Consider the following 23,898-nt stretch of genomic DNA (forward strand, 5'->3'; position numbering starts at 1 on the left):
GGGCTGCCGCCGTCAGCTGACCAGCTCCACCAACGTGGCGTTGGCGGTCCCACCGCCCTCGCACATGGTCTGCAGGCCGTAACGAATCCCGTTGTCGCGCATGTGATGCGCCATGCGTGTCATCAGGACCGCGCCGGACGCGCCCAACGGGTGCCCCAGCGCGATGGCGCCGCCCAGCGGATTCATCCGGGCCGGATCCGCCCCGGTCTCCGCCAGCCACGCCAGCGGCACCGGCGCGAATGCCTCGTTGACCTCGAAGACACCCACGTCGGACAACGCGACGCCGGCCTTGCTCAGCACCTTTTCGGTGGCCGGGATGGGGCCGGTCAGCATCAGCACCGGGTCCGCCCCGGTTACGGCGCCCGCCAGGTACCGCACGATCGGGGTCAGGCCCAGCTCGACCGCCATCTCGGCGGTGGTCACCAGCAACGCGGCGGCGCCGTCGGAGATCTGTGAGGAGTTGCCCGCGTGGATGACGCCGTCTTCGGCGAAGGCCGGCTTGAGCGTGCCGAGCTTCTCGACGGTGCTGCCGGGCCGCACGCCCTCGTCGGCGGTGAAGACGTTGTTGTCGGCCCCGTCGACGAAGACCGGCACGATCTGCTCGGTGAATGCGCCGCCATCCAGCGCCGCGGCAGCGCGCTCGTGGGATTCGACGGAGAATTCGTCGAGCCGGGTGCGCGAGAATCCCCACTTCTTGGCGATCATCTCCGCGGACAGACCCTGGTTGAAGGAGAAATCGTCATAGCGGGCAAGGACTTTCGGGCCGTACGGCATACCGGTGGCCCGGGCCGAACCGAGCGGAACGCGGCTCATGACCTCGACCCCACCGGCGACGACGACGTCCTGCTGGCCGGACATCACCGCCTGCACGGCGAAGTCCAGCGCCTGCTGGCTGGACCCGCAGGCGCGGTTGACGGTGGTGCCGGGGATGGTCTCGGGCCAACCGGCGGCCAGGACCGCGTAGCGGCCGATGTTGCTGGACTGGTCGCCCACCTGGGACACGCAACCCCAGACCACGTCGTCGACGATGTCGGGACCGATGCCGGTGCGTTCGATGAGTTCGGTCAGGACTACCGCGGAGAGGTCGGCGGCATGCATGCCGGACAGCGCGCCGTTGCGCTTCCCCACCGGTGTACGCACGGCCTCGACGATGACTGTTTCACGCATATCTACTCCGATTGCTTCTCGCCCGAATTCACATCAGATTTTGACAGGGCCCACCGACCCGTAAACGATGGCTCCCGCCGCTGCGCGAAAGCGGCATAGGCCGCGGCGGTGTCGGCCGTTGCGAAGTTGACTCCCTGCGCGCGGGCCTCGTTGGCCAGCGCCTCACGCAGGGTGCCGTCGGCGCCCTCGTTCAGCAACGCCTTGGTGTGGGCCAGCGCGATCGGCGGGCCGGCGGCCAAGCGGTTGGCGAGATCCGTGACGAAGACGTCGATTTCCGCGGCCGACACCACCCAGGTCACCAGGTTGAGGGCGCACGCCTCCTCGGCATCTATCGTGTCCGCCAGCAGCGCCAGCCGCTTCGCTTGTTGCAGGCCAACGATTTTGGGCAACAGCCAGGAACCGCCGAGGTCGATCGACAGGCCACGTTTGGAAAAGATCTGGCAGAACGTCGATTCCGGTGTGGCCACCACCAGGTCGCAGCCCAGCGCCAGGTTCCAACCCGCACCGACGGCGACCCCGGTCACCTTGGCGATGGTGGGCACGGACAGCTCGTGCAGGGCCAGCGCGACGTCGGTCAACCGCTGCAGCTTGTACTTGGGGTGAATGTCCTCGGGAGTCGAGATGTCCGCGCCGGAGCAGAAACTGCCCCCGGAACCGGTGATCACCAGGGCGCGCACGCCCGGATCGTGGCCCGCGGTATCGAGCGCGTCTCGCAGGGCCAGCCACAGTTCCGGATTGATCGCATTCTTGCGGCGTGGCCGGTTGAGCGTGAGGGTGCGTACCCCGTCGCGGTCTTCCGAAAGCAGCACGGGGCCATCGGTTGTGGTCAATAGCTCCTCGGCAACTTCAGGACATTGGCTCCCAGGAAGTTCAAAATCATCTCCTGACTGACCGGCGCGATCTTCATCAACCGGGCCTCGCGGAAGTATCGCGTGATGTGGTACTCCTCGGCATACCCCATGCCGCCGTGGGTTTGCAGCGCCCGGTCCGCCGCGGTGAAACCGGCGTCGGCGCACAGATACTTGGCCGTATTGGCCTCGCGCCCACACGGTTTGCCGTTGTCGTAAAGCCAGGTGGCCTTGCGCAGCATCAGCTCGGCGGCATCGAGGCGGGCCAGTGAATCGGCGAGCGGGAACTGCAATCCCTGGTTCATGCCGATGGGCCGACCGAAGACCTCGCGCTCGTTGCCGTACTTCACCGCCTTGTCCAGCGCCACCCGGCCGATGCCGAGGGCCTCGGCCGCGATCAGCATCCGCTCCGGGTTGAGGCCGTCGAGGATATACTGAAAGCCCTTGCCTTCCTCGCCAATTCGGTCCTCGACCGGCACCTCGAGGTTGTCGATGAACAACTCGTTGGAGCTGACGGCATTGCGGCCCATCTTGCGGATCGGGCGGATGTCGACGCGGCTGCGATCGAGGTCGGTGAGGAACAACGTCATCCCGTCGGTCTTCTTGGTGACCTCGTCGTAGCTCTGGGTCCGCGTCAGCAGCAGGATCTTGGAGGACTCCAGTGCCTTGGAGATCCAGACCTTGCGACCGTTGACGATGTACTTGTCTCCGTCACGCTTGGCGAACGTGGTGATACGCGAAGTGTCAAGCCCGGCACCGGGTTCGGTGACACCGAAGCAGACGTGGACCTCACCGGTCGCGACGGCGGGCAACGTCCGGGCCTTGAGTTCAGCGGAGCCATGCACCACGACCGGCTGCATGCCGAAGATGGACAGGTGAATCGAGCTGGCGGCGTTCATGGCGCCGCCCGACTTGGCGACCTCCTCGAGCAGGATCGTCGCCTCGGTGATGCCCAGTCCGTGGCCGCCGTATTCGGTGGGGATGGTCATTCCCAGCCAGCCGCCATCGGCGATGGCGCGGTAGAACTCGGTCGGGAATTCGTGCGCCTGGTCTTTTTCCATCCAGTACTGATCGTCGAACTTGCGCGCCAGCTCCGCGACAGACCGACGGATCAATTCCTGGTCATCGGTCAGCTCAAAGTTCATTCCAGCGCCGGGCACTGCTCATTCTCCTTCGATCGACATGCACCGGCATTCAGTGTCGGCCCGCTGCGCCCGGCTGCGCCGCGCTTGCGACCGCCACGGGCGCACTTGCCCTCCGGCGACGTGTTGTTCAGTCCTTGTTGCCGGTAAGGGCTTTGGCGTTGGCCGCGAAATCCGCGAAGGACGAGCCGCCCCGGCTGTCCTTATCGTGGCCCTTGGCCTTGATGGACACGTCGTGCCCCTCGGCGGATTTGCGCAGCGCACCGACCGTCGCCTGTTCGCGCGAAATGTGCGTGAACGGGTCGAACGAGTACCACCGCATGGCGTTCTCGAACGTCATCTTGTTGATTTCGTCGTCGGGAACGTTGTTGATGGACAAGACATCCCAGAGCTCTTCCGGCGCGCCCGGCCACATCGAGTCGCTGTGCGGGTAGTCGGCTTCCCAGCAGATGTTGTCGATGCCGATCTCGTTGCGCAGCGCCACACCGACCTTGTCGCTGATGAAGCAGGTCAGGAAGTGGTCGCGGAAGACCTCGCTGGGCAGCTTGCCCTTGAAGTCCTGGTGCGTCCAGGCGGAGTGCATCTCGAAGGTACGGTCCGCGCGCTCGAGGAAGTAAGGAATCCAGCCGGTTCCGCCCTCGGACAGCGCGATCTTGAGGTCCGGGTATTCCTTGATCGGCTTGGACCACAGCAGGTCGGCGGCGGCCTGCACGATGTTCATCGGTTGCAGCGTGATCATCACGTCCATCGGCGCGTCCGGCGCGGTGATCGCCAGCCGCCCCGAGGAACCGATGTGCACGTTCATCACGGTGTCGGTGTCGCACAACGCCTTCCACAGCGGGGCCCAGTAGTCGTCGTGGAAACTGGGATAGCCCATCGCGGCCGGGTTCTCGGTGAAGGTCAGGGCGTGCACACCCTTCTTGGCGACCCGTCGCACCTCGGCGGCGCACGCCTCGGCGTCCCAGATGACCGGTATCGCCATCGGGATGAACCGCGCCGGGTAGGCGCCGCACCATTCGTCGATGTGCCAATCGTTGTAGGCCTGCACCAGCGCGATCGAGAAGTCGTTGTCGTCGGTGGCGAACAGGCGGCCCGCGAAGCCCGGGAAGGAGGGGAAGCAGATCGAGGCCAGGATGCCGCCGGCGTTCATGTCCTTGACGCGCTCGTCCACGTTGTAACAGCCCGGCCTGATCTCGTCGAGCCCCGTCGGCTCGATGCCGTACTCCTCTTTGGGCCGTCCGGCCACCGCGTTGAGCGCCACGTTGGGGATGACGGTGTCGCGGAACTTCCACATGTCCGAACCGTCGGCGTTGTGCACCAGCCGGGGAGCGTCGTCCTGATACTTCTTCGAAAGGTGGTTCTTGAACATGTCAGGCGGCTCGACGGTGTGGTCGTCGACGCTGATCAGGATCATGTCTTCTTTGTTCATGGCCGTCCCTTCCATCGGATCCAGTGGATCGATTGCAGCCTCGGCGAATCGCTGTCCCATGCCAAGATCACTAAAATGAAAACTATCTTCTCGCCAGACGAGAATCAACATCCAGCAGTTGCTGCGGTCGGCTCAAGCCGCCTGACCAGCGGCCTAGCAAAGCGGCGACTTTCCCGGCGCCCAGGGGCAATGCAATGAGGTAGAACGCGGCACGACATGCCGGCGGAGGACGCCGCCGAGTTTTGAGCCGCCTGGCCGGGCCGCGCGCCAGATGCCGACGCCCTCCTACCCGCGCGACGCGTCGGCATTGACCGGACGAGCGTTTCGTGCCAGTCTGTTAGTTGCAAATGAGAATCTGATTCTCTTTCACCGAGAGGACACTGCTAATGCGCTTGCAGCCGCTGCCCGCTGACCAGTGGGACGAGGCGACCCGGCAGGCGCTCTCGGCCATGCGGGGCGCGGACACCAACAACGCGCTCTCCACGCTGGCTCACCACCCCGCGCTGGCCAAGTCGTTTCTCCGATTCAACGTCCACCTATTGATGACGTCCACCCTGCCGCCACGCATCCGCGAGCTGGCCATCCTGCGGATGGCCCATCGCCGGCAGTGCGCCTACGAATGGTCGCACCACGTGCGGATGGCCAAGGACGAAGGGATCACCGACGATCAAATCGCGGCCCTGCAGAGGGGTGAGGCCGCCGACACGTTCGACCAGGCCGTGATCGCCGGGGTCGACGAGCTCGACGAGAAATCGGAGCTGTCCGACCAGACCTGGGCGGCGCTCGGTGAGCATCTCAATGACCAGCAACGCATGGATTTCGTCTTCACGGTTGGCTGCTACGCCCTGCTGGCCATGGCCTTCAACACTTTTGGCATTCAGCTCGAACACGCCGAACAGCACTGACGAGAGAGGTAAGAACGTTGCCGCACTTCCCCAAGCCAGCCGCCGGCAGCTGGACAGAAAACTACCCCGACCTGGGGACCGAGCCGGTCGACTACACCGACTCCATCGATCCGGCGTTCTTCGAAGCCGAGCGCGAAGCCGTCTTCAAGAGGACCTGGCTCAACGTCGGCCGTGTCGAGCGACTCCCCCGCACCGGCAGCTACTTCACCAGGGAACTGCCGTCGGCCGGCAAGGGCACCTCGGTGATCATCACCAAGACCAAGGACGGGACCGTCAAGGCGTACCACAACGTCTGCCGGCACCGCGGAAACAAGTTGGTGTGGAACGACTTTCCCAACGAGGAGACCTCCGGCACCTGCCGGCAGTTCACCTGCAAGTACCACGCCTGGCGCTACAGCCTCGACGGTGACCTGACCTTCATTCAGCAGCCGGAAGAGTTCTTCAATGTCGACAAGAGCGACTACGGCCTGGCCGCGGTCCGCTGCGAGGTGTGGGAAGGCTTCATCTTCATCAACTTCGACGACAACGCGGCGCCGCTGATCGACTACCTCGGGCCGCTGGCCAAGAGCATCGAGGGCTACCCGTTCGGCGAGATGACGGAAACCTATTCCTACCGGGCCGAGGTCGGCAGCAACTGGAAGCTGTTCATCGACGCGTTCGTCGAGTTCTACCACGCGCCGATCCTGCACCAGGGGCAGTACACCAAGGAAGAAGCCGCCAAGATCCAGAAGTTCGGCTACGAGGCGCTGCATTACGAACTGGCCGGCCCGCACAACCTGCAATCGACGTGGGGTGGGCAGGCTCCGCCAGTGGACATGAGCATGGTGAAGCCGATGGACCAGGTGCTGCGCAGCGGTCTGTTCGGTCCGTGGGACAAGCCGGAGATCATCGAAAACCTCGAGCTGCCACCGGGTGTCAACGTGAAGCGGGTGCCGCAGTGGGGTATCGACTCGTGGCTCTTCTACCCGAACTTCATGCTGCTGATCTGGGAGCCCGGCTGGTTCCTCACCTACCACTACTGGCCTACAGCGGTCGACAAGCACATCTTCGAGTCCACGCTGTACTTCGTGCCGCCCCGCAATGCGCGGGAGCGCCTGGCCCAGGAGCTGGCCGCCGTGACGTTCAAGGAGTACGCGCTGCAGGACGCCAACACCCTGGAAGCGACCCAGACCATGATCGGCACCCGGGCGGTCAAGGAATTCCTGCTGTGCGACCAGGAAGTTCTGATCCGCCACCTGCACAAGACGACCAGTAACTACGTGAAGGAGTACCAGCGCAATGGCGCTACCGTCTGAATTCGCCGACCTGGAGCCCTATTTGGAGTGGGATCTGGCCACCGAGCCCGAGCGCTACGCCAAGCGGCTGGCCTCGACGATGGCCGAGATGCAGGCGTTCTACGACGTCGCGTTCCCGAAGCTGAACGACGTTATCGCATACTGCGACAAGTTCCCGCTGGACGACCTGCCGGACGACGCGAAGAGCCTGATGCACATGATGCAGTCGTTGGTCATGGTGTCGTTCCCGATCGAGGCGTGGAAGCAGCCGCGGGTACCCGACAGCGGCGCGGCATGGGTCGAAGTGATCCGGGAGCCGGTGATCTGACACGTGCTGACGCTCAAGGCCGCAGGGCTGCTCGACGTTGACAGCGGCGAGATCGTTCGGCCCGGCATCCTGAAGATTGACGACGATCGGATAGTCGGCGTCGGGGGTTCGGGCCCGACGGGCCCAGATGACACTGTCATCGATCTGGGCGACCAGATTCTGCTGCCGGGTCTGATGGACATGGAGGTAAACCTCCTGATGGGCGGGCGCGGCGAGACGCCCGGGCTGTCCCAGGTGCAGGACGACCCGCCGACGCGGGTGCTGCGCGCGATCGGCAACGCCCGACGCACCCTGCGCGCCGGTTTCACCACCGTGCGCAACCTGGGCCTGTTCGTCAAGACCGGCGGCTACCTGCTCGATGTGGCGCTGGGCAAGGCCATTGACGCGGGGTGGGTCGAAGGGCCGCGAATCGTCCCGGCCGGCCACGCGATCACACCCACCGGCGGGCATCTGGACCCGACGATGTTCGCCGCGTTCATGCCGGGCGCACTCGAGCTCACGATCGAAGAAGGCATCGCCAACGGGGTCGACGAGATCCGCAAAGCCGTGCGCTATCAGATCAAGCACGGCGCCCAATTGATCAAGGTGTGCGTTTCCGGCGGCGTGATGTCACTGACCGGTGAGGCTGGCGCACAACACTATTCGGACGAGGAACTGCGCGCGATCGTTGACGAGGCGCACCGGCGCGGGCTGCGCGTCGCCGCGCACACCCACGGAGCGGAAGCGGTCAAGCACGCGGTCGCGTGCGGTATCGACTGCATCGAGCACGGCTTCCTGATGGATGACGAGGCCATCCAAATGCTGGTCGACAACGACAGGTTCCTGGTGACCACCCGTCGACTTGCCCAGGCGATGGACGTGTCTCGCGCCCCGAAGGCGTTGCAGGACAAGGCGGCCGAGATGTTCCCCAAGGCCGAAACGTCGATCAAGGCCGCCTACGAGGCCGGGGTGAAGATCGCGGTCGGCACCGATGCCCCCGCCATTCCACACGGCAAAAACGCCGACGAGCTCGTCACGCTGGTGGAATGGGGCATGCCGCCGTTGGCGGTGCTGCGGGCCGCCACCACGACCGCGGCCGACCTGATCGATGTCACCGACCGGGGGCGCCTCGCGACGGGCCAGCTCGCCGATATCATCGCGGTACCCGGAAACCCGTTGGAAGACATCACCGTTACCCGCAACGTCGGCTTCGTGATGAAAGGCGGCAAGGTTTATGTCGACAAATCAGCCCAGCAGAACTGACGACCTGGTCGAGATCCAGCAGCTGCTCGGCCGCTACGCGGTCACCATCACCCAGGGGGATATCGAGGGCCTCGTCGCCGTGTTCACTCCCGACGGCACCTACAGCGCTTTCGGTGAGACCTACAGCCTCAGCCGATTCCCGGAATTGGTGGCGGCAGCCCCAAAGGGCTTGTTTCTCACCGGAACCGCGGTGGTCGACCTGGACGGGGATGCGGCCAGCGGCACCCAGCCGCTGTGCTTCATCGATCACGCCACCCACGACATGCGGATCGGCTACTACCGCGACACCTATCTGCGAACCGCCGACGGTTGGCGGTTGAAGACCCGCGCCATGACCTTCATCCGCCGCAGCGGTGTGCACGACTCCGGACGCCCGCACGCCATCGGGCGTCCCGCCGGTGACTCCGCGGCCCAGGCAACGACTTAAGGAGCCGACCCATCGAAGTGAATGTCGAGCAGTTCCGGGCCGACCTGCGCGCGTGGCTAGACGACAACGACCTGACCCCCGAGCCCGACCACACGCTGCAGGGGCACATGCGGCAGTTCGCCCGGGTCAGCCGTGCGCTCTACGACGCCGATTGGATGCGGTTCGGCTGGCCGGTCGAGGTCGGTGGGCTGGGCGGCCCCGCGGTGCTGCGCGCGATCGTCGGCGAAGAGGTGGTGGGCCGCCGGCTGGCCGAACCCGGCCCCTACTCGATGCTCGAGGTGCTCGCGCCCACGATGATCGACTACGCGCCGGCGGAGCTCGCCAAGGAGATGGTGCCGCGCCTGCTCAGCGGCGAAGAGCAATGGTGCCAAGGCTTTTCCGAGCCGGGGTCGGGTAGCGATCTGGCATCGCTGACCACCCGCGCGGTCCAAGACGGCGATAACTGGATCGTCAACGGCCAAAAGGTCTGGACCAGCTTCGCGCAGTTCTCCACCCGGTGCGTCCTGCTCACTCGCACCGCACCCGGGCACGACGGCATCACCGCGTTCTTCGTCGACCTCGATACGCCGGGCATCACCGTCCGCCCGCTGCGGACGATGCACGGCGTCGACGAATTCTGCGAGGTGTACTACGACGACGTGGTGATCCCGGCCAGCCGCATGCTTGGCAAGCCCGGGGATGGCTGGCGACTGGCCATGGACCTGCTGCCCTTCGAGCGTTCCGCCTGTTTCTGGCAGCGCATCGCCTACCTCTATTCGCGTTTCGACGACCTGATCGCAGCAGAGTCCAAAACCGCCGAGCCCGACGAATCCGCGCTCGGCGGAGCCTATCTCGCGCTGCACACGTTGCGCTGCCGGTCGCGTGCCACTCAGCACCGCATGCGCGACGGGGCCCGCCTGGGACCCGACACCTCCATCGACAAGGTGCTGCTGGCCTCCGCCGAGCAACGGCTCTACGACACCGTCCGCGACGTGCTGCCCGGGACGCTGGAGCTCGAAGACACGCCGTGGCGTTCGGAATATTTGTACTCGCGCGCGGCAACGATCTACGGCGGCACGGCCGAGATCCAACGCAACATCATCGCCCGCCGGCTGCTCGACCTCGGGAAGGAGTGAACCGTGGCGCCCTCGGCAGACACTGAGTCAGACCCCGAATCGCTGCGCCTGCTGGCGGACTCGTTGCGCACGACGATGAGCGCCGCCTCCGGAGCCAAGCTTGACGCGGCCCTGACCGACCTTGGCTGGCGCGACATGCTCGACGAAATGCCCGACGTCGCAATCCCTCTGGTGTTCAAGCTGCTCGGTGAGACCGGCGCGCACGCCCCCGTCCTCAACGATGTGATGCTGCGCGCGGCGGGCGACGCGCCCGGGGGCACGCTGCCGCTGCCGTTCGCCGGCGGCTCCTGGGTGCTCTGGGAGCGCCGCGACCATCCGGGCTCGGCGATCGACGAGCTGCTGCCGATACATCATGTGCCACAAGACGATCCGCTGCCGTCAGCCGCACTGCGGGCGGGTTGGCGGGCCATGGGGTGGTGGCTGGTCGGCACCAGCCGCGCCATGCTGTCACTCGCCCGCCAGCACGCCCTGGACCGCGTTCAGTTCGGCCGGCACATCAGCTCGTTCCAGGCGATCCGGCACCGGCTGGCCGAGACGCTCGTCGCGATCGAAGGTGCCGAGGCCACACTGCAGGCCGCCACGGAGTGTGACGACCCGCAGGGACTCGCTTCCCTGCTGGCCAAGGCCGCGGCCGGCCAGGCCGCGCTGACCTCCGCACGCCACTGCCAGCAGGTGCTGGGCGGCATCGGCTTTACCGCCGAGCATCCGCTGCACCACCACGTCAAGCGGTCGCTGATTCTCGACGGGCTGCTGGGCAGCTCTCGCGAACTGACGCGTGCCGCCGGAAAAGCGGTGGTGGAGGCCGGATCTGCGCCACGGCTCGCGCAGCTGTAACGGGCGCCCCCAGAGGCCGTCGGGCCGCCGGTGCACCCGGTTTCTTGTCCCGCGGGCGCGGCTCGGAGCAGACTGGGCGCGGCGACCAACCGGCGCCGGCCGTCAGCCCGAGGAGGTTGGGACGTAATGAGTCACCCCGACGCACCGCAGAACCAGTTCGGCGTCGCCTCGCTGCTGCTCGGCCTGGTCGGGCTCCTCACCTGCTGGTTGCTGCTCGGAGTGCCCTTCGGCATCGCTGCGGTGGTGACGGGCGATATCGCCCGCCGAAGGGTCGCCCGCGGGGAGGCGAACAACCCACGAACCGCCCTCGCCGGCATGGTGTTAGGGGCGATCGCGATAGTCGCGGGTCTCGTCGCCATCGGCTACTATGCCCAGCTGGACGCCCGGAATCACTGACGCACAGCTCAATTGCGCGGCAGGCCGAGCACGCGTTCGGCGATGATATTGCGCTGGATTTCCGACGTACCGCCGGCGATCGTCGCGGCGAAGGTCCGGGTGTACCGGTCGAACCAGCTGCCATAGTGACTGTCCAGATTGAGCGGCGCGAACGGAGCGGTGACCGCACGCAGTGCCAATCCGTCGCCGTCCTTGGCGGCCAGCGCGTCCTCGCTGGCGCGTTGCATCGCCTCCGAGCCGAGCAGCTTGAGCACCGACTGGGCGGGCACGTCCTCCTCGCCGCGCGCGGCCTTGGCCAGCGTCGCCGACCCCAGCAGCCGCATCGCGTAGAAATCCATCACCAGCGTCGCGTAGTGATCCCGCTGCACGGACCCAGCGGGCCTGGACTCGACGGTCAACGCGTGCAACATGTCCGCGTAATCCAGCCACAGCATTGCGCGTTCGCGGCCGAGCGAACCGGTCGCGACGCGCCAGCCGGCGTTGAGTTCCCCCACCAAGTTCTCGGCCGGCACCCGCGCGTCGGTGAAGAAGACCTCGTTGAAGTCGACGTCTTCGATGTCGCCCACCGACGCGAAGGGGCGACGGACCACGCCGGGGGTGTCGGTCGGGATCAGTAAAGCGCTGATACCCTTGTGTTTTGGCGCGTCCGGGTCGGTGCGCACGAATGTCAGCAACACATCGGCGTGATGGGCGCCCGACGTCCACACCTTTTGGCCGTTGACGACGAAGTGGTCGCCTTCTGAATCAGACGAGCGCACCGCGCGCGTCTTCAGCGACGCGAGATCCGAGCCCGCGCCCGGTTCGCTCATCCCCAGCGATGCGGTGATCTCCGCGCGCAGGATCGGCATCGCCCAACGCTGCTTTTGCTCGGGTGTGCCGAACGACAGCAATGAGGCGGCGATGATGCCCACGCCCTGCGGATTGAAACTCTGATAGATGCGTCGGCGGGACAGCTCCTCCTGGTACACGTACTGCTGCAACAGCGTGGCGTTGCGCCCGCCGAACTCCGGCGGGTTGCCGGGCTGTAGCCATCCGCTGTCGAACAGCAGGCGTTGCCAGCGGCGGGCCCACTCCGGAATGTCCGAACTGGACTGCGGCCGCACCAGCGCCTCGGCCTCGGCAGGCAGATGTGCGTCGAGGAAAGCCACGAATTCGGCTCGGAACGCCTCCACCTCGGCGTCAAACGTCAGCTGCACGGCACTTCCCGGGATGATTTCGAGCGCCGCGCCGTCGGTAGATTCGGGTTTCCGCCGACGACGGGGTTCACTCTTACGATTACGCTTCCATACACACGTCTAAGAGAATAGTATTCTCGTGGTAAGAAAGTTACAATCTCCGACACGTGATCCGTGAGGGGGTCGAGCGCAGCGATGTCACGGCGTTCTCCGGTAGAGTCCAATCATGTTCTCCCCTCGCGGCAATCACCCGAGCCGGCCGTGACCAATCCCAGTGAAGAGCCGGCCTGGAAGCAGCGTGCCGTCGAGCGGTCCATCAAGACTGCGAAACTGCGCGCGGCGCAACGTGTTCAGCGCTTCCTCGACGCGGCCCAGGCCATCATCATCGAAAAGGGCAGCACAGACTTTACCGTGCAGGAGGTGGTCGACCGCTCCCGGCAGTCGCTGCGCAGCTTCTACCTGCAATTCGACGGCAAGCACGAGTTGCTGCTGGCGCTCTTCGAGGACGCCCTGAGCCGATCGGCCGACCAGATCCGCGCCGCCACCGAGAGCCAAGCCGATCCCCTGGAGCGGCTGCAGGTCGCGGTCCAGCTCCTCTACGAGGCGTCCCGCCCGGACCCCACGGCCAAGCGCCCCCTGTTCACCGACTTTGCTCCACGGTTGCTGGTGACCCATCCCGCCGAGGTCAAGGTCGCTCACGCGCCCCTGCTCGCGTTGCTAACGGAGCTGATGGACGCGGCTCACGACGCCGGCAAGTTGCGCACCACCATCAATCCCAAGCGGGTGGCCGCCATGACCATGCAGACCGTCATGTTCATCGCGCAATCCAGCGGCGGGCCCGACGACGCCACGATGCACCCCATCACCGCCGAAGAAGTATGGGACTTCTGCTCACGCGGATTCGTCGCGTAGTACATCCGAGCACTCCCCACTCCCCTCATCTCGCGATGAGCAAATAGCGCACGCCGTTTGCCGGTGAGAATGAGATTCTCTAATATCTAGAACCGGAGATAGCCGAAACGGATTCGTCATTGACACCCGCGACGGCCGAATGACAGAGTTCAAGGGCGGCAAGACCCGCGGGCCCGTGGAACACGTTTGCTCCCCGCTGAGGCATGCCGATCGGATCAAGTCAGGAGTTGAGGTAGCCATGACCGGACGTGTTGAGGGCAAAGTCGCTTTCGTCACCGGAGCGGCGCGCGGTCAGGGCCGCAGCCACGCGGTGCGGTTGGCCCAGGAGGGTGCCGACATCATCGCTGTCGACATCTGCAAGCCCATCCGCGAGGGCGTGGTGGACACCGCGATCCCGGCGTCGACGCCCGAAGACCTCGCCGAGACCGCCGACCTGGTCAAGGGGCACAACCGCAGGATCTTCACGGCCGAGGTCGATGTGCGCGACTTCGATGCGCTCAAGGCGGCGGTGGACACCGGCGTCGAGCAGCTCGGCCGGCTGGACATCATCGTGGCCAACGCCGGAATCGGCAACGGCGGCGAGACTTTGGACAAGACCAGCGAAGAAGACTGGACCGAGATGATCGACATCAACCTCGCGGGTGTGTGGAAGACGGTGAAAGCCGGTGTGCCACACCTGATCGCGGGCGGCAACGGCGGTTCGATCATCCTGACCAGCTCGGTGGGCGGGCTCAAGGCCTACCCCCACACCGGCCACTACGTCGCGGCCAAGCACGGCGTCGTCGGGCTGATGCGTGCCTTCGGAGTTGAACTGGGACAGCACATGATTCGCGTCAACTCCGTGCACCCGACCCACGTCAAGACGCCCATGCTGCACAACGAGGGCACTTTCAAGATGTTCCGTCCGGATCTGGAAAACCCGGGCCCGGACGACATGGCGCCGATCTGCCAGCTGTTCCACACGCTGCCGATCCCCTGGGTCGAGCCGATCGACATCAGCAACGCGGTGCTGTTCTTCGCCTCGGACGAAGCCCGCTACATCACCGGCGTGACGCTGCCCATCGACGCGGGCAGCTGCCTGAAGTAGCCGCTAGAAGGGGCTGCTGTTGGACTGCCATTCGCCCGATTCGGGTCGCGGCCCGTAGCGGGCGATGTAGTCCTCGTGCATCCGGGCCTGCTTCCGGCGGGCGATCACGTCGACCAGGTTCGGATCCAGCCCATGGACCGCGAGCCGGTACCGGCGCCAAACCTTGTTCAGGGCAAGAGTTATCAGCAGGGCCCAGATGTAGAGCGGCGCGGTCATCTCCGTGTGCACGTAGAGCGACGCGGGCAGCAGCCAGAACGGAGCGAGCACCAGCAGGGGCGGTATCGCCCATCTGATCATGTGCCGCCGAATCGCTCCCTCCCCCGCCAGATCTCGGGCCACCCAGGTGCGCATCGAGTCGGGCAGTCGCCGGCCGTAGGAAAAGCCGATCCGCTGCCAGAGATTGGGTTTCGCGTCGGTCACGATGGCTCCTCGGGGTGTCAGGATTGCAATGCGCCGGCCGCCACGGCGGCGGCGTTGATACGAGTGAGGACCCGATGCAGGTTCTCGAGTTCGGCCAGCTCGACACCCAAACGCGCCACCACCGCGGGCGGAATCTCAACCGCTCGCTCCCGCAAGGCGATCCCGCGCTGAGTCAGCATCACGTCGGTGGTGCGCTCGTCGGCCGCGTTCTTGGCACGGGTGATCAGCCCCTGCCCCTCCAGGCGCTTGAGCATGGGCGACAGCGTGGCGGAATCCAGCTGCAACGCGGCGGCGATCTGCTTGACCGACAACGGAAACTGATCCGCCGCGGGGTTTTTGCGGTGATCCCACAGCGCCAGCATTACCAGGTATTGCGGATGGGTCAGGCCGAGCGGCTCCAGCAGCGGGCGGTACACCGCCAGGACCGCCCGGTTGGTCGTCGCCAGCGCGAAGCACACCTGGCGTTCAAGAGCCAGGGGGTCGATGTCGCGCGCAGTCGGAGCGGCCATATTTGTATGGTGCCCTAATAGTTAGTGCCCTATCTACATGATGTCTCTCACAGCGTTTCCCGCGCGAGTAATACGCTCGGAATCCATGGACGGTTTCGAGGGACGCGGGGCAGTCATCACCGGAGGTGGGAGCGGCATCGGTCTGGCCACCGCCACCGAATTCGCCCGCCGCGGGGCCCGCGTGGTCCTGGCGGACGTCGATGAGGCCGCGCTGCAGCGAGCCGTGGCGCAGCTGACGGCCGAGGGCTTCGACGCGCACGGGGTGACGTGCGACGTGCGGCATCTCGATCACATGGTTCACCTCGCGGACGAGTCCTTCCGGCTGCTGGGTCAGGTCGATGTCGTCTTCAGCAATGCGGGCATCGTCGTCGCCGGGCCGCTCGCGGCGATGACGCACGAGGATTGGCGCTGGGTCATCGATATCGATTTGTGGGGTTCGATCCACGCCGTCGAGGCCTTCGTGCCGAAGTTGATCGAGCAGGGCAACGGCGGCCACATCGCGTTCACCGCTTCCTTTGCGGGGCTGGTGCCAAACGCCGGCCTCGGCGCATACGGCGTTGCCAAGTACGGCGTCGTCGGGCTGGCCGAGACGCTGGCCCGCGAGGTCAGGGACCATGGCATCGGCGTCTCGGTGCTCTGCCCGATGGTCATCGAGACGGGGTTGGTCGCCAACTCGGAACGCATTCGCGGCGCGGATGACGGGCTCGCCACAGCGCCCGACCTGACGAGCGGCTTCGGACAGCTCCCGCCGACGCAGGACGACACGGTGTCGGTCGATGGCGTGGCTCGGCTGACGGCCGACGCGATTTTGGCCAACCGCTTGTACATCCTGCCGCACGAGGCGGCCCGGGCGTCGGTCAAGCGCAGGTTCGAGCGCATCGACCGCACCTTCGACGAACAGGCCGCCGAGGGCTGGACGCACTAGCTCGCCGGCCCCAACCGGTAGTCGCCGGTCTGCGGGTCGTGATACCAGCCGCTGGAGGCCTGGGTGCCGCCGTCGACGTGTAGCGTCTGGCCGGTCAGGTAGGCCGACATATTAGAGGCCAGAAACACCGCGGCACTGGCGATTTCGTCGACATGGCCGGGACGTCCCAGCGGCACTATGTCGCCCATGGCGGCCGTCGCGGCGTCGCCGCCGAGGTTCGCCAAACCTTCGGTGAGCGTGATATCCGGCGCTATCGCGTTGACCCGGATGTTGTGCGGGGCCAGTTCCAGCGCCGCGGTCTTCGTGTAGTTGATGACACCGGCCTTGGCCGCGGCGTAGGCCGCGTAGCCCGGTGCTGCTCGTACGCCCTCGATCGAGGTGAGCGAGATGATGCTGCCGGGCATGTTCGCGGACACCATCTGCCGGGCGATCCGCTGGCTGCACAGCAGCACGTGGCGCAGGTTGGCGCGATACAAGGCGTCCCAACCGTTTTCGCTGGTCTCCAGCAACGGCGAGGAGAACACGCCGCCGGCGTTGTTGACCAGGATCGTGGGGGCGCCGAGTTCGGCGATGGTCCGCTGCAGCGCGGCGTCGACCTGCTCGCTGTCTCGGACATCGGTGACGATGCCCAGGGCGCCAATGGATTCGGCTGCCTGCGCACAGGTGTGCGGATCGCGCTCCCAAATCGCCACCCGGGCACCGAATGCCGCCATCCCGGCGGCGATGCCGCGCCCGATGCCGGCTCCCCCACCGGTAACCACCGCCACCCGGCTGGTGAGCAGAATGTTCGAGGGATCGATCGCCATGGCCGATCAGCTACTCGTGCGCATGGCCGGAGCCCTGCCGATCACGCCGTCGGTTTCCAGGCCGGCGATCTCCGAATCGGACAGGCCCAGGCCGGACAGTAGTTCGTGGTTGTGCTGCCCCAGCAGCGGCGCATGCTCAGTGTGGAACTTGTGGGGCCCGGCTGAAAACCTCATCGGCACGCTGCTGAGCCTAGCCGGGCCGTTGACCGGATGGTCGACCACTTCGAAGAAATCCCGGAACGCCAACTGTTCCAGTTCGGTTTGACGATGTGGCTGCATGACTTTGGCGACCGGCACACCGGCGCCCCACAGGGTTGCGACGATTTCGTCGCGGCTGCGGTGCTCGCACCAGGCCGCGAGTTGCTCGTCGATCGCATCGTGGTGTGCGCGCCGGCCGGATGCGGTAGAGAGCTTGGGATCGGTTGCCCAGGAGGGTGATCCGAGTGCACGGCACAGACCGTCCCACTGATCGTCGGTGGCCACCGCGATGGCGACCCAGCTGTCGAGCCGGCCGAATTCGTCGGCGTCGGCGCTGAGGTAGAGATTTTGCGGCGCGGCGGTCGGCCCCCTGTTGCCGGCCCGCTGCAGCAGCGCACCGTACGCGGTGTACTCGATGACCTGCTCGGCGGCGATGCTCAGGGCGGCGTCGACCATCGCCGCCTCGATGAACACGCCCTCACCCGTGCGGCGCCGGTGCTCGAGCGCGATCAGTATCGCGTTGAGTGCGTGGACACCCGCGCATGCGTCACCGATCGAATACGGGTCATACGGCGTTCGATCCGGGTAGCCGGTGAGCCAACTCAGGCCGGACGCGGATTCGATGACGTACGCGAAAGCGGGGTTGTCCCGCCACGGGCCTTCGAGGCCGAAGCCGGGCATCCGCACCATCACGATGTCCGGCCGAATCGACTGCACCGTGGCGAAATCCAGCCCGATCTGATCCAGCACCCGCGGCGTGAAATTCTCCACCACGACGTCGCACGTCGCGACGAGCTCCCGCAGCAACTCCCGGCCGCGCGGACTCTGCAGGTCCAGGGTCAGGCCCTTCTTGTTCGTGTTGAGGGCCTCGAAGATCGGGCACTTCTCCCACCATTGGTCCTCGGTGATCGGTATGCCGGCGATCATGCGTGCGCCGTCCGGGCGGCGGGTGGATTCGACGTGGATGACCTCGGCCCCGAGCAGGGCCAGCGAATGGGTGCAGCTCGGCCCCGCCCAGAACATCGTCATGTCCAGTACCCGAATACCGTTGAGCGGCAGCGCTTTCGCCACTCCGGTCGGCGCAGGCCGCGCCGTAAGGGGTGCGCCGCGGTAGCGCTCGGTGTGCTCACCCAGCCGCGGCGCCGGCTGCGCCGGGCGCAGTTGCGCGGGCCGCATACGATACGGGTGGCTCGGCTGCTGAAAGCCGTCGCGCGGATTGCGCACGAACGAATCGCGCGCCACGAACTGATCGAGGGACGTGACGTTGGCGCCGTTGGCTACCGGCGCGTTGGGAATGCGGAAGGCCGAGGCCAGTTCCCGGATTTCGTCGACCGGGGTCTCCGCCAGCCAGGCGAAGAGCTCCTCGGCGTGAATGTTGGCCTGCTCGGTGATCGACAGCAGCGATTCCTCATCGATCCACTCCGGGTGGCCGACCATCGCACACAGGTCGAACCACTGCTGCGCGGTCCCGCAGCCGAGATCCACCAGCCCGTCCTTGGCCTGGGCCACCCCCGGAATCGTCGGCCGTCGCATGTCGCGCCACGGCCGTCCGAGCAGTTCGAAGTAGGACACCGGGTAATAGGTGAGGCACAGGATCTGTGTCTCGAGCATCGACAGGTCCAGCAATTCGCCTGCCCCGCCGTCGATTCGGCGCCACCGCGACGCCAGGGTGGCCGCGCTGGCGTAGACGCCGGCCAGGTACTCGCCGACCTGACCGCCGACGAAGACGGGCGGACGCTCCTGCTCGCCGCGGCCGAGCCCGACGACCCCTCCCGACCACGCCTGCAGGGTGAACTCGGTCGCGGCGCGGTCGCGCCAGGGACCTTCCAGCCCGAACGGCGTGATCGATGTGACGGTGAGATGGGGGTGGCGACGGTGAATGGCGTCCGGCGCAAAGTCCGGATGCTCGGCCACTTTCGAGCCGGCCGACCACACCACCGCGTCCGCGGAGGCGAGCAGCCGGTTCACCAGTTCGGCATCGGCCTCGTCGGCGGCATCGGCCACGACGCTATGTTTCGCCCCGGCCAGGAAGCTGAATAGGGCGCCGTCGCCGCCGGCCGGGATGGTGGCGCCCGATGCGGACCACCGGCGCAGCGGATCGCCCTCGGGTGACTCGATTTTCACCACGTCGGCACCGCCGTCGGCGAGCAGCTTGGTGCAGTAGGCGCCGGCTATACCGGTGGACAAGTCGATCACCGTATAGCCGTCCAGTGGCGGTTCGACGCGGTGTGGCGTCATGATTTCTTTTTCTTTGTTTTGGCGTCTTTGTCGGCACGGGCCTTCTTGCGCGCCTTCTTGCTCAGCCGCCATTCGGCGGGGAACTTGTCGTCGTTGTCCTTGACCGCGTCGCCCAGGCCCCGCCTCATCGCGTCGTCCAGCATCAGCTCATCGCCGCCATCCGGGCGCACGTGGGAGCCCATCGACTCGAAGACGCCGCTGAGCATGCTGCCCAGGTATTCGCCCTGGAACTGCTTCATGATCTCGAAGAAGACCTTCTGCATGAACACCGTGTCGGTGGGGCGGTTACTCGCGCAGGCCAACGCATACCTCTCCACCTCCGCCTCGAGCTCGTCGCGCGGCACCACACTGTTGAGGAAATTGCAGTCATACATCTCGGCGGCGGTGAAAGCCCTTCCGGTGAATACCATTTCCTGGAATTTGCGAATGCCCATGGTCTGCGCCCACCACCACATCCGGGGACCCCAACCGTAGTACCGGAACGACGGATGTCCGAACAGCGCGTCGTCGCTGGAGATGACCAGATCGGCATCGGCGGCCTGGTAGAAGTGCCAGCCGTAGCAATAGCCCTTGGCTTCCAGGATGGAGATCTTCTTGAAGTCCTGCAGGCCGCGGATGCCCGAATTGGGGTTCGCGTACCACTGGCCCAGGGTGGCGCCGTTGCGGAAGGAACCCTGCGGCGGGTATCGGACTTCGTCGACGCCGATCCGGTATTCGGCCAGGCGCGGGCTCTGGTCCTTCGCGTCCCGCATCCGCATGACCTCGGTCAGGTCCGCACCCGAACCAAGGTCGTCGCCCGCTCCGCGGACCACCAGAACCTTGACGTCGTCGTCAATGCCGGCCCGGTGCAACAAATCCGCGTAGCGCAGGCGTGCGGCGACCGTAGGCGCGTTGAGATGGTCCGGCCGGTCGAACGTGATCGTGGCGATCCGCGTCGCGGCGTCCTTGTGGTACCGAATGATTTCTTCGGCCGCCGGCTCCGAGGGCTCGGGCATGGCTAGGGCTGCCAGAACGGGCTCGCGGTGAGCACTTCCGGGCCGTCCGCGGTGATCAGGACCGCTTCTCGCCCGAATACCGCGCCGACTCCTTTTTCCCACACGTAGCCCGTCACGGCCAGCACCATCCCGGGTTCCAGACGTTCGTCGGCCGCGGTGGCAGGCAGGTGCTTGGAGACGACGGGTGGGTCGAACCCCATGCCCAGGCCGCGGGCCACCGGCATCGGCGGCTCGGGCTCGCCCGCGGCCCGGTAGGCTTCGAGCAGTTCGCTCGCGCCCGCACCGGGCCGGCAGGACGCAATCAGCTTGTCCCACAGGCTTTCCCATCGCCCGCGCAGGGCGGTGGCGCCGTCGGGCGCGTGTCGGTTGTCGGCGGGCCAGGTCCGACCCACTTCGCCGACGTAGCCTCCCGCCAGCACGCCGGCGGAGAATGCCACCAGGTCGCCGTCCTGAATACGGCCGTCGCCGTGGGCGCGCCGCCACGGGTGCGTGCGCGATGTCACCCATGCGACATCTTGATTCGACGGTGTGCTCACACCGCCGGCTGCGGAGGCCTCGAGCAAGACGCCGGCCAGCGCCTGTTCGGTTACGCCCGGCCGCAACTCGGAGACCGCGGCCGCCAGGGCCGCCTCGGCCACCGCGACGGACTCGCGCAGCGCGGCGATCTCCTCGTCCGTTTTGATCCGGCGCGCGGCCCGCATGGCGAGCTCGCCGTCGACCAGCTGTGCGTTCGGAAACGCGGTGGGCAGGAGTTGCGCGAAAACCGGTGAGAGGGCGTCGGTTCCGACGCGCTGCGCGGTCGCCGCGCCGTCGACGCGCTGCAGGGCGGACATCGTGTTCATCGGGTCCCACGAGATGCCGTAGAGGTTCTCGTGAGGGATGTCCTCGGGAACGCCCTCGTCCCAGGTGCTGAGGAGGTGCACGGCGCCGGTCTCACGCACCAGCACGCAGGTCGGGCCGAACGGCCGGGTACCGGCGACCCACAGCTGCGGCGCCCCGGTGACGTAACGGACATTGGCCTGGCGGCCGAGCACCAGGATGTCGAGATCGTGTGCCGCCATCTGAGCCAGCGCCCGCTGGCGGCGCCCCGAACGCAGCGTGCGCTCGTCGGGCAGGACTTCAGTTGCCATAGGGGTCATAGGGGTAGTCGGTCAAACGGATCCAGCCTTCCTCGGTAATCACCAGGACCTCTTCGCTGCGGTAGCCGCCGGTGCCGTCCTCCCACACCACGGGCTCCAACACGAGCACCATCCCGGCTTGCAAGACGAAGTTCTCGTCGAACTCCTGCCCGAGATCGGTTCCGATCATCGGCATTTCGGCGGCGTTGACCCCGATGCCGTGGCCCAGGTAGAAGTGCGGCAGCCACGGCTTGGCGCCGCCGTTCGCCTTGATCGCGGCCCGTCCCAGGTCCGCCGCGGTGGCGCCGGCCTTGGCGACCCCGAGCACCGCGCTCATGATCTCGAACCACTTGTCGAATTGCGCCCGCTGACGAGGCGACGGGTCCCGCCCGACGATCCAGGTACGCCCGAAGTCGGAGCAGTAGCCCTGATAGGTGATGCTGACGTCGGTCCAGAGCACGTCGCCTTCGGCCAGCTCGCGCTCGGTGGTCAGCAGCGGCAGCGCCAAATCGCCGTGGGTGGTCCACACTCCCTCGGCCTTGCTCGGCGGCATCACCTGCCAGATCGGCTCGAGCATGCTGGCCGTGGCGCCCAGCTCGAAGGCACGACGCAAAAAGCTTGCCGACAAATCGATTTGCCGGATTCCGGGGGCGAGGCTCTTCTGAACCTCGACCATCGCCTCGTCGGTGATCCGGATTGCGGTGCGCATGCACGATAATTCGTCCGGCGTCTTCACCGACTTGGCGGCGCCGACGATGGCCGCGGCGTCAACGGGCGCACCGCCCGGGAACAGGAGCTTCGCGGCACGCGACATGGCGCCGGTGAACTCGTCGACGGCGACTACCGCGTTGGCCGGAACGAGCCCGGCCAGCTGACGTGCGAAATGCCGCACGCCCTCGTCGAATTCGAGATACACCGGACCGTGCAGGTGGTCGGCGGGCAGGTCCGATTCCTGCGCCGCTCCCTCGCGGAAGGGCAGGAACAGGTGCGGCCACTCGTCGTCGGCGAGCACCACGGCCACCGGCCGTTCGACGTAGGACAATCCGGCGTCGCCGAGTGGCCAGCTGGCCCCGGTGGCGTAGACCACCGCGTTGTTGCCCAGCAGGATCATCGCGGTGACCCCGCGCTCGGCCATCGCCGAACGCAGCCGGGCCCCCGTCTCGCGGCGCAAGCGGGCCAGGTCGGCTGTTTCCGGGATCACCAGTCCGTTGCCGGTGTTGGTGTCCAGTTGCGCGAACGTCGTCACTACAGTCCCAGGAAGTTCGTGACGTTGTCGCTGACGATCTTCACCGCGTTCTCCGGCCCCACCGCGTCCACAACGGCTTTCAGCGATTTCTCGGAATAGCCATAGGTGCTCTCGTTGTGCGGGTAGTCGCTGGACCACATCACCTTGTCCACGCCGATCTGGTCGATCAGCTGCAGGCCCAGCGGGTCGACCATGAAGGATGCGCTCATGTGGGTGTCCCAGTAGTAGCGCGGTTCGTGCTCGAGCGTCCGGTTGAACATGTGTTGGTACGACCCCATCAGGTGGTCGGCGTCCTGCAAAGCCCAAGGTACCCAGGCGATCCCACCTTCGAACCAGCCGATTCGCAACCCAGGATGATCATCGAGAATCCCGGTGAAGAGGTATTTGGCGAACTGCTCGCGGAAGCCGTCGATGTTGATCATCATGCCGACCACCACGCTGTTGAACTGACAGGGGGTTTTCGGAGGGGTCTCGCCGATGTGGTGGGTCACGGGAAGGCCCGCGGCCTCGATCTCGTCCCAGACGGGTTTCATCGCGGTGCTGCCGTAGTCGATGACGTTGCCGTCGTCATCCTTGCCCGGGTTCAGGGGAAGCAGAAAGGTCTTGAGGCCCAGGGACTTCAGTTCTTCCAGCGTCTTCCGCGTGCCCTGTGGGTCCCACCAGTTGATCAGGCCCGCGCCGTAGAAGCGGCCGTTCGAGCGTTCCTGCAGCTCGGCGATGTATTCGTTGTAGATGCGGAAGGCGAGTTCGCGAAGCTGCTTGTCCGGGTAGTGGAACAGCGCCAGCACCGCGTTGGGGAACGCCAGTTCCTTTTCGACGCCGTCGTCGTGCAGCTCCTGGATCCGGGCCTCGATGTTGGTGCTGGCGGCGCCGGGCAGGTCGTCGTACTGCATCAGCACGGCGCTGAAGTCGCCCGGCAGAAACGACTGTCCCTTGCGGCCGACCTGGTAGGCGCCGTCCTCGTACCAGATCCGCGGCGCCTTGTCCTTCAGATCGTCGGGAAAGCGTTGGTAGAAGATGTCATCCGCCAACGAGATGTGGTTGTCGGCCGAGAAGACCACGGTCCCCTGCGGCAGACCGACGTCGCTGCCCGCGGCGTGGCCCCGTCGATCCTTCGGAGCGCCATAACCTCCGGGCGGGTAGAGCGTGCTTGCTTGAGTCG

At 66.2% G+C, this 23,898-nt stretch carries 24 protein-coding genes and 1 pseudogene; 11 read left to right on the plus strand and 14 right to left on the minus strand.

Annotation, left to right across the window (positions count from 1 at the left end):
- Nucleotides 1–12: 12 nt before the first annotated feature.
- The 4 genes from ACYQ8K_RS07445 to ACYQ8K_RS07460 all read right to left on the minus strand — a co-directional run bounded on the left by ACYQ8K_RS07445 (nt 13) and on the right by ACYQ8K_RS07460 (nt 4,586).
- Nucleotides 13–1,167 carry a thiolase family protein gene (locus tag ACYQ8K_RS07445; protein ID WP_459967838.1) on the minus strand — a complete coding sequence of 385 codons (1,155 nt, stop codon included), beginning with the start codon at nt 1,165–1,167 and terminating at the stop codon, nt 13–15.
- Nucleotides 1,168–1,169: 2 nt separating this feature from the next.
- The gene (locus ACYQ8K_RS07450) at nt 1,170–1,997 is read right to left on the minus strand and encodes an enoyl-CoA hydratase/isomerase family protein (RefSeq protein ID WP_459967839.1); all 828 of its coding nucleotides are present in this window, start codon (nt 1,995–1,997) and stop codon (nt 1,170–1,172) included.
- On the minus strand, nt 1,994–3,160 hold the full coding sequence (locus ACYQ8K_RS07455) for an acyl-CoA dehydrogenase family protein (protein WP_459967900.1): 1,167 nt from the start codon (nt 3,158–3,160) through the stop codon (nt 1,994–1,996). The genes ACYQ8K_RS07450 and ACYQ8K_RS07455 overlap by 4 nt, the downstream gene beginning before the upstream one ends.
- Nucleotides 3,161–3,287: 127 nt before the next feature.
- Nucleotides 3,288–4,586: an amidohydrolase family protein gene (locus ACYQ8K_RS07460; protein ID WP_459967840.1), complete on the minus strand. Its 1,299-nt coding sequence runs from the start codon at nt 4,584–4,586 to the stop codon at nt 3,288–3,290.
- Between the two features lie 386 nt (nt 4,587–4,972).
- Here ACYQ8K_RS07460 and ACYQ8K_RS07465 point away from each other — a divergent pair, with 386 nt between their 5' ends.
- The 8 genes from ACYQ8K_RS07465 (at nt 4,973) to ACYQ8K_RS07500 (ending at nt 11,107) form a co-directional block, all read left to right on the plus strand.
- Nucleotides 4,973–5,491, plus strand: coding sequence for a carboxymuconolactone decarboxylase family protein (locus ACYQ8K_RS07465; protein ID WP_459967841.1), 519 nt, complete (start codon nt 4,973–4,975; stop codon nt 5,489–5,491).
- Between the two features lie 17 nt (nt 5,492–5,508).
- Complete coding sequence (locus tag ACYQ8K_RS07470; RefSeq protein WP_459967842.1) at nt 5,509–6,786, plus strand: aromatic ring-hydroxylating oxygenase subunit alpha; 1,278 nt, start codon at nt 5,509–5,511, stop codon at nt 6,784–6,786.
- Nucleotides 6,770–7,093: a hypothetical protein gene (locus ACYQ8K_RS07475; RefSeq protein ID WP_459967843.1), complete on the plus strand. Its 324-nt coding sequence runs from the start codon at nt 6,770–6,772 to the stop codon at nt 7,091–7,093. Before ACYQ8K_RS07470 ends, ACYQ8K_RS07475 begins: the two co-directional genes overlap by 17 nt.
- A gap of 3 nt (nt 7,094–7,096) precedes the next feature.
- Nucleotides 7,097–8,335, plus strand: a complete 1,239-nt coding sequence (locus ACYQ8K_RS07480; protein ID WP_459967844.1) for a metal-dependent hydrolase family protein — start codon at nt 7,097–7,099, stop codon at nt 8,333–8,335.
- The gene (locus tag ACYQ8K_RS07485; protein WP_459967845.1) at nt 8,307–8,762 is read left to right on the plus strand and encodes a nuclear transport factor 2 family protein; all 456 of its coding nucleotides are present in this window, start codon (nt 8,307–8,309) and stop codon (nt 8,760–8,762) included. The genes ACYQ8K_RS07480 and ACYQ8K_RS07485 overlap by 29 nt, the downstream gene beginning before the upstream one ends.
- A 17-nt stretch (nt 8,763–8,779) precedes the next feature.
- Nucleotides 8,780–9,877, plus strand: a complete 1,098-nt coding sequence (locus ACYQ8K_RS07490; RefSeq protein ID WP_459967846.1) for an acyl-CoA dehydrogenase family protein — start codon at nt 8,780–8,782, stop codon at nt 9,875–9,877.
- Between the two features lie 3 nt (nt 9,878–9,880).
- Nucleotides 9,881–10,711 (plus strand): acyl-CoA dehydrogenase family protein, encoded by an 831-nt coding sequence (locus ACYQ8K_RS07495; RefSeq protein ID WP_459967847.1) that lies wholly within the window; start codon nt 9,881–9,883, stop codon nt 10,709–10,711.
- Between the two features lie 126 nt (nt 10,712–10,837).
- On the plus strand, nt 10,838–11,107 hold the full coding sequence (locus ACYQ8K_RS07500; RefSeq protein WP_459967848.1) for a DUF4190 domain-containing protein: 270 nt from the start codon (nt 10,838–10,840) through the stop codon (nt 11,105–11,107).
- Between the two features lie 8 nt (nt 11,108–11,115).
- Here the strand turns inward: ACYQ8K_RS07500 and ACYQ8K_RS07505 are convergent, their stop codons facing one another.
- Both ACYQ8K_RS07505 and ACYQ8K_RS07510 read right to left on the minus strand, forming a co-directional pair.
- Nucleotides 11,116–11,541, minus strand: a complete 426-nt coding sequence (locus tag ACYQ8K_RS07505; protein ID WP_459967901.1) for an acyl-CoA dehydrogenase family protein — start codon at nt 11,539–11,541, stop codon at nt 11,116–11,118.
- A 144-nt stretch (nt 11,542–11,685) separates the two neighbouring features.
- Nucleotides 11,686–12,303 (minus strand): annotated as a pseudogene (locus tag ACYQ8K_RS07510) (acyl-CoA dehydrogenase family protein); the annotation flags it as partial.
- 240 nt (nt 12,304–12,543) lie between these two features.
- Here ACYQ8K_RS07510 and ACYQ8K_RS07515 point away from each other — a divergent pair.
- Together ACYQ8K_RS07515 and ACYQ8K_RS07520 are read left to right on the plus strand one after the other, a co-directional pair.
- Nucleotides 12,544–13,194: a TetR/AcrR family transcriptional regulator gene (locus ACYQ8K_RS07515; RefSeq protein ID WP_064951226.1), complete on the plus strand. Its 651-nt coding sequence runs from the start codon at nt 12,544–12,546 to the stop codon at nt 13,192–13,194.
- A gap of 238 nt (nt 13,195–13,432) precedes the next feature.
- Nucleotides 13,433–14,281: a mycofactocin-coupled SDR family oxidoreductase gene (locus ACYQ8K_RS07520; RefSeq protein WP_459967849.1), complete on the plus strand. Its 849-nt coding sequence runs from the start codon at nt 13,433–13,435 to the stop codon at nt 14,279–14,281.
- Between the two features lie 3 nt (nt 14,282–14,284).
- Here the strand turns inward: ACYQ8K_RS07520 and ACYQ8K_RS07525 are convergent, their stop codons facing one another.
- Together ACYQ8K_RS07525 and ACYQ8K_RS07530 are read right to left on the minus strand one after the other, a co-directional pair.
- Nucleotides 14,285–14,701: a DUF5313 domain-containing protein gene (locus ACYQ8K_RS07525; protein ID WP_459967850.1), complete on the minus strand. Its 417-nt coding sequence runs from the start codon at nt 14,699–14,701 to the stop codon at nt 14,285–14,287.
- A 17-nt stretch (nt 14,702–14,718) separates the two neighbouring features.
- On the minus strand, nt 14,719–15,210 hold the full coding sequence (locus ACYQ8K_RS07530) for a MarR family winged helix-turn-helix transcriptional regulator (RefSeq protein WP_459967851.1): 492 nt from the start codon (nt 15,208–15,210) through the stop codon (nt 14,719–14,721).
- Between the two features lie 85 nt (nt 15,211–15,295).
- Here ACYQ8K_RS07530 and ACYQ8K_RS07535 point away from each other — a divergent pair, with 85 nt between their 5' ends.
- Entirely contained in the window at nt 15,296–16,135 is an 840-nt protein-coding gene (locus ACYQ8K_RS07535; protein WP_459967852.1) for an SDR family NAD(P)-dependent oxidoreductase, read from the plus strand.
- Here ACYQ8K_RS07535 and ACYQ8K_RS07540 read toward each other — a convergent pair.
- From ACYQ8K_RS07540 to ACYQ8K_RS07565, 6 genes are read right to left on the minus strand one after another with little or no spacing between them, the layout of a single operon-like run.
- A complete protein-coding gene (locus ACYQ8K_RS07540) occupies nt 16,132–16,941 on the minus strand; it encodes an SDR family NAD(P)-dependent oxidoreductase (RefSeq protein ID WP_459967853.1) in 810 nt (269 codons plus the stop codon). The two genes, ACYQ8K_RS07535 and ACYQ8K_RS07540, sit on opposite strands and share 4 nt — an antisense overlap.
- A gap of 6 nt (nt 16,942–16,947) precedes the next feature.
- Nucleotides 16,948–19,377: a CaiB/BaiF CoA transferase family protein gene (locus ACYQ8K_RS07545; RefSeq protein ID WP_459967854.1), complete on the minus strand. Its 2,430-nt coding sequence runs from the start codon at nt 19,375–19,377 to the stop codon at nt 16,948–16,950.
- On the minus strand, nt 19,374–20,372 hold the full coding sequence (locus ACYQ8K_RS07550; RefSeq protein ID WP_459967855.1) for an enoyl-CoA hydratase/isomerase family protein: 999 nt from the start codon (nt 20,370–20,372) through the stop codon (nt 19,374–19,376). The genes ACYQ8K_RS07545 and ACYQ8K_RS07550 overlap by 4 nt, the downstream gene beginning before the upstream one ends.
- Before the next feature lie 2 nt (nt 20,373–20,374).
- Entirely contained in the window at nt 20,375–21,502 is a 1,128-nt protein-coding gene (locus tag ACYQ8K_RS07555) for a M24 family metallopeptidase (RefSeq protein ID WP_459967856.1), read from the minus strand.
- Complete coding sequence (locus tag ACYQ8K_RS07560) at nt 21,492–22,736, minus strand: M24 family metallopeptidase (RefSeq protein WP_459967857.1); 1,245 nt, start codon at nt 22,734–22,736, stop codon at nt 21,492–21,494. The genes ACYQ8K_RS07555 and ACYQ8K_RS07560 overlap by 11 nt, the downstream gene beginning before the upstream one ends.
- The gene (locus tag ACYQ8K_RS07565; RefSeq protein WP_459967902.1) at nt 22,736–23,797 is read right to left on the minus strand and encodes an amidohydrolase family protein; all 1,062 of its coding nucleotides are present in this window, start codon (nt 23,795–23,797) and stop codon (nt 22,736–22,738) included. The genes ACYQ8K_RS07560 and ACYQ8K_RS07565 overlap by 1 nt, the downstream gene beginning before the upstream one ends.
- Nucleotides 23,798–23,898: the final 101 nt, after the last annotated feature.

Source organism: Mycobacterium sp. MUNTM1 (genome assembly GCF_054660795.1).

Coding starts and splice junctions, on each gene's coding strand:
- ACYQ8K_RS07445 (WP_459967838.1), bottom strand. CDS start 1,167: ATGCGTGAAACAGTCATCGTCGAGGCCGTGCGTACACCGGTGGGGAAG.
- ACYQ8K_RS07455 (WP_459967900.1), bottom strand. CDS start 3,160: ATGAACTTTGAGCTGACCGATGACCAGGAATTGATCCGTCGGTCTGTC.
- ACYQ8K_RS07460 (WP_459967840.1), bottom strand. CDS start 4,586: ATGAACAAAGAAGACATGATCCTGATCAGCGTCGACGACCACACCGTC.
- ACYQ8K_RS07465 (WP_459967841.1), top strand. CDS start 4,973: ATGCGCTTGCAGCCGCTGCCCGCTGACCAGTGGGACGAGGCGACCCGG.
- ACYQ8K_RS07475 (WP_459967843.1), top strand. CDS start 6,770: ATGGCGCTACCGTCTGAATTCGCCGACCTGGAGCCCTATTTGGAGTGG.
- ACYQ8K_RS07485 (WP_459967845.1), top strand. CDS start 8,307: ATGTCGACAAATCAGCCCAGCAGAACTGACGACCTGGTCGAGATCCAG.
- ACYQ8K_RS07500 (WP_459967848.1), top strand. CDS start 10,838: ATGAGTCACCCCGACGCACCGCAGAACCAGTTCGGCGTCGCCTCGCTG.
- ACYQ8K_RS07505 (WP_459967901.1), bottom strand. CDS start 11,541: ATGCTGTGGCTGGATTACGCGGACATGTTGCACGCGTTGACCGTCGAG.
- ACYQ8K_RS07520 (WP_459967849.1), top strand. CDS start 13,433: ATGACCGGACGTGTTGAGGGCAAAGTCGCTTTCGTCACCGGAGCGGCG.
- ACYQ8K_RS07530 (WP_459967851.1), bottom strand. CDS start 15,210: ATGGCCGCTCCGACTGCGCGCGACATCGACCCCCTGGCTCTTGAACGC.
- ACYQ8K_RS07535 (WP_459967852.1), top strand. CDS start 15,296: ATGGACGGTTTCGAGGGACGCGGGGCAGTCATCACCGGAGGTGGGAGC.
- ACYQ8K_RS07540 (WP_459967853.1), bottom strand. CDS start 16,941: ATGGCGATCGATCCCTCGAACATTCTGCTCACCAGCCGGGTGGCGGTG.
- ACYQ8K_RS07545 (WP_459967854.1), bottom strand. CDS start 19,377: ATGACGCCACACCGCGTCGAACCGCCACTGGACGGCTATACGGTGATC.
- ACYQ8K_RS07550 (WP_459967855.1), bottom strand. CDS start 20,372: ATGCCCGAGCCCTCGGAGCCGGCGGCCGAAGAAATCATTCGGTACCAC.
- ACYQ8K_RS07555 (WP_459967856.1), bottom strand. CDS start 21,502: ATGGCAACTGAAGTCCTGCCCGACGAGCGCACGCTGCGTTCGGGGCGC.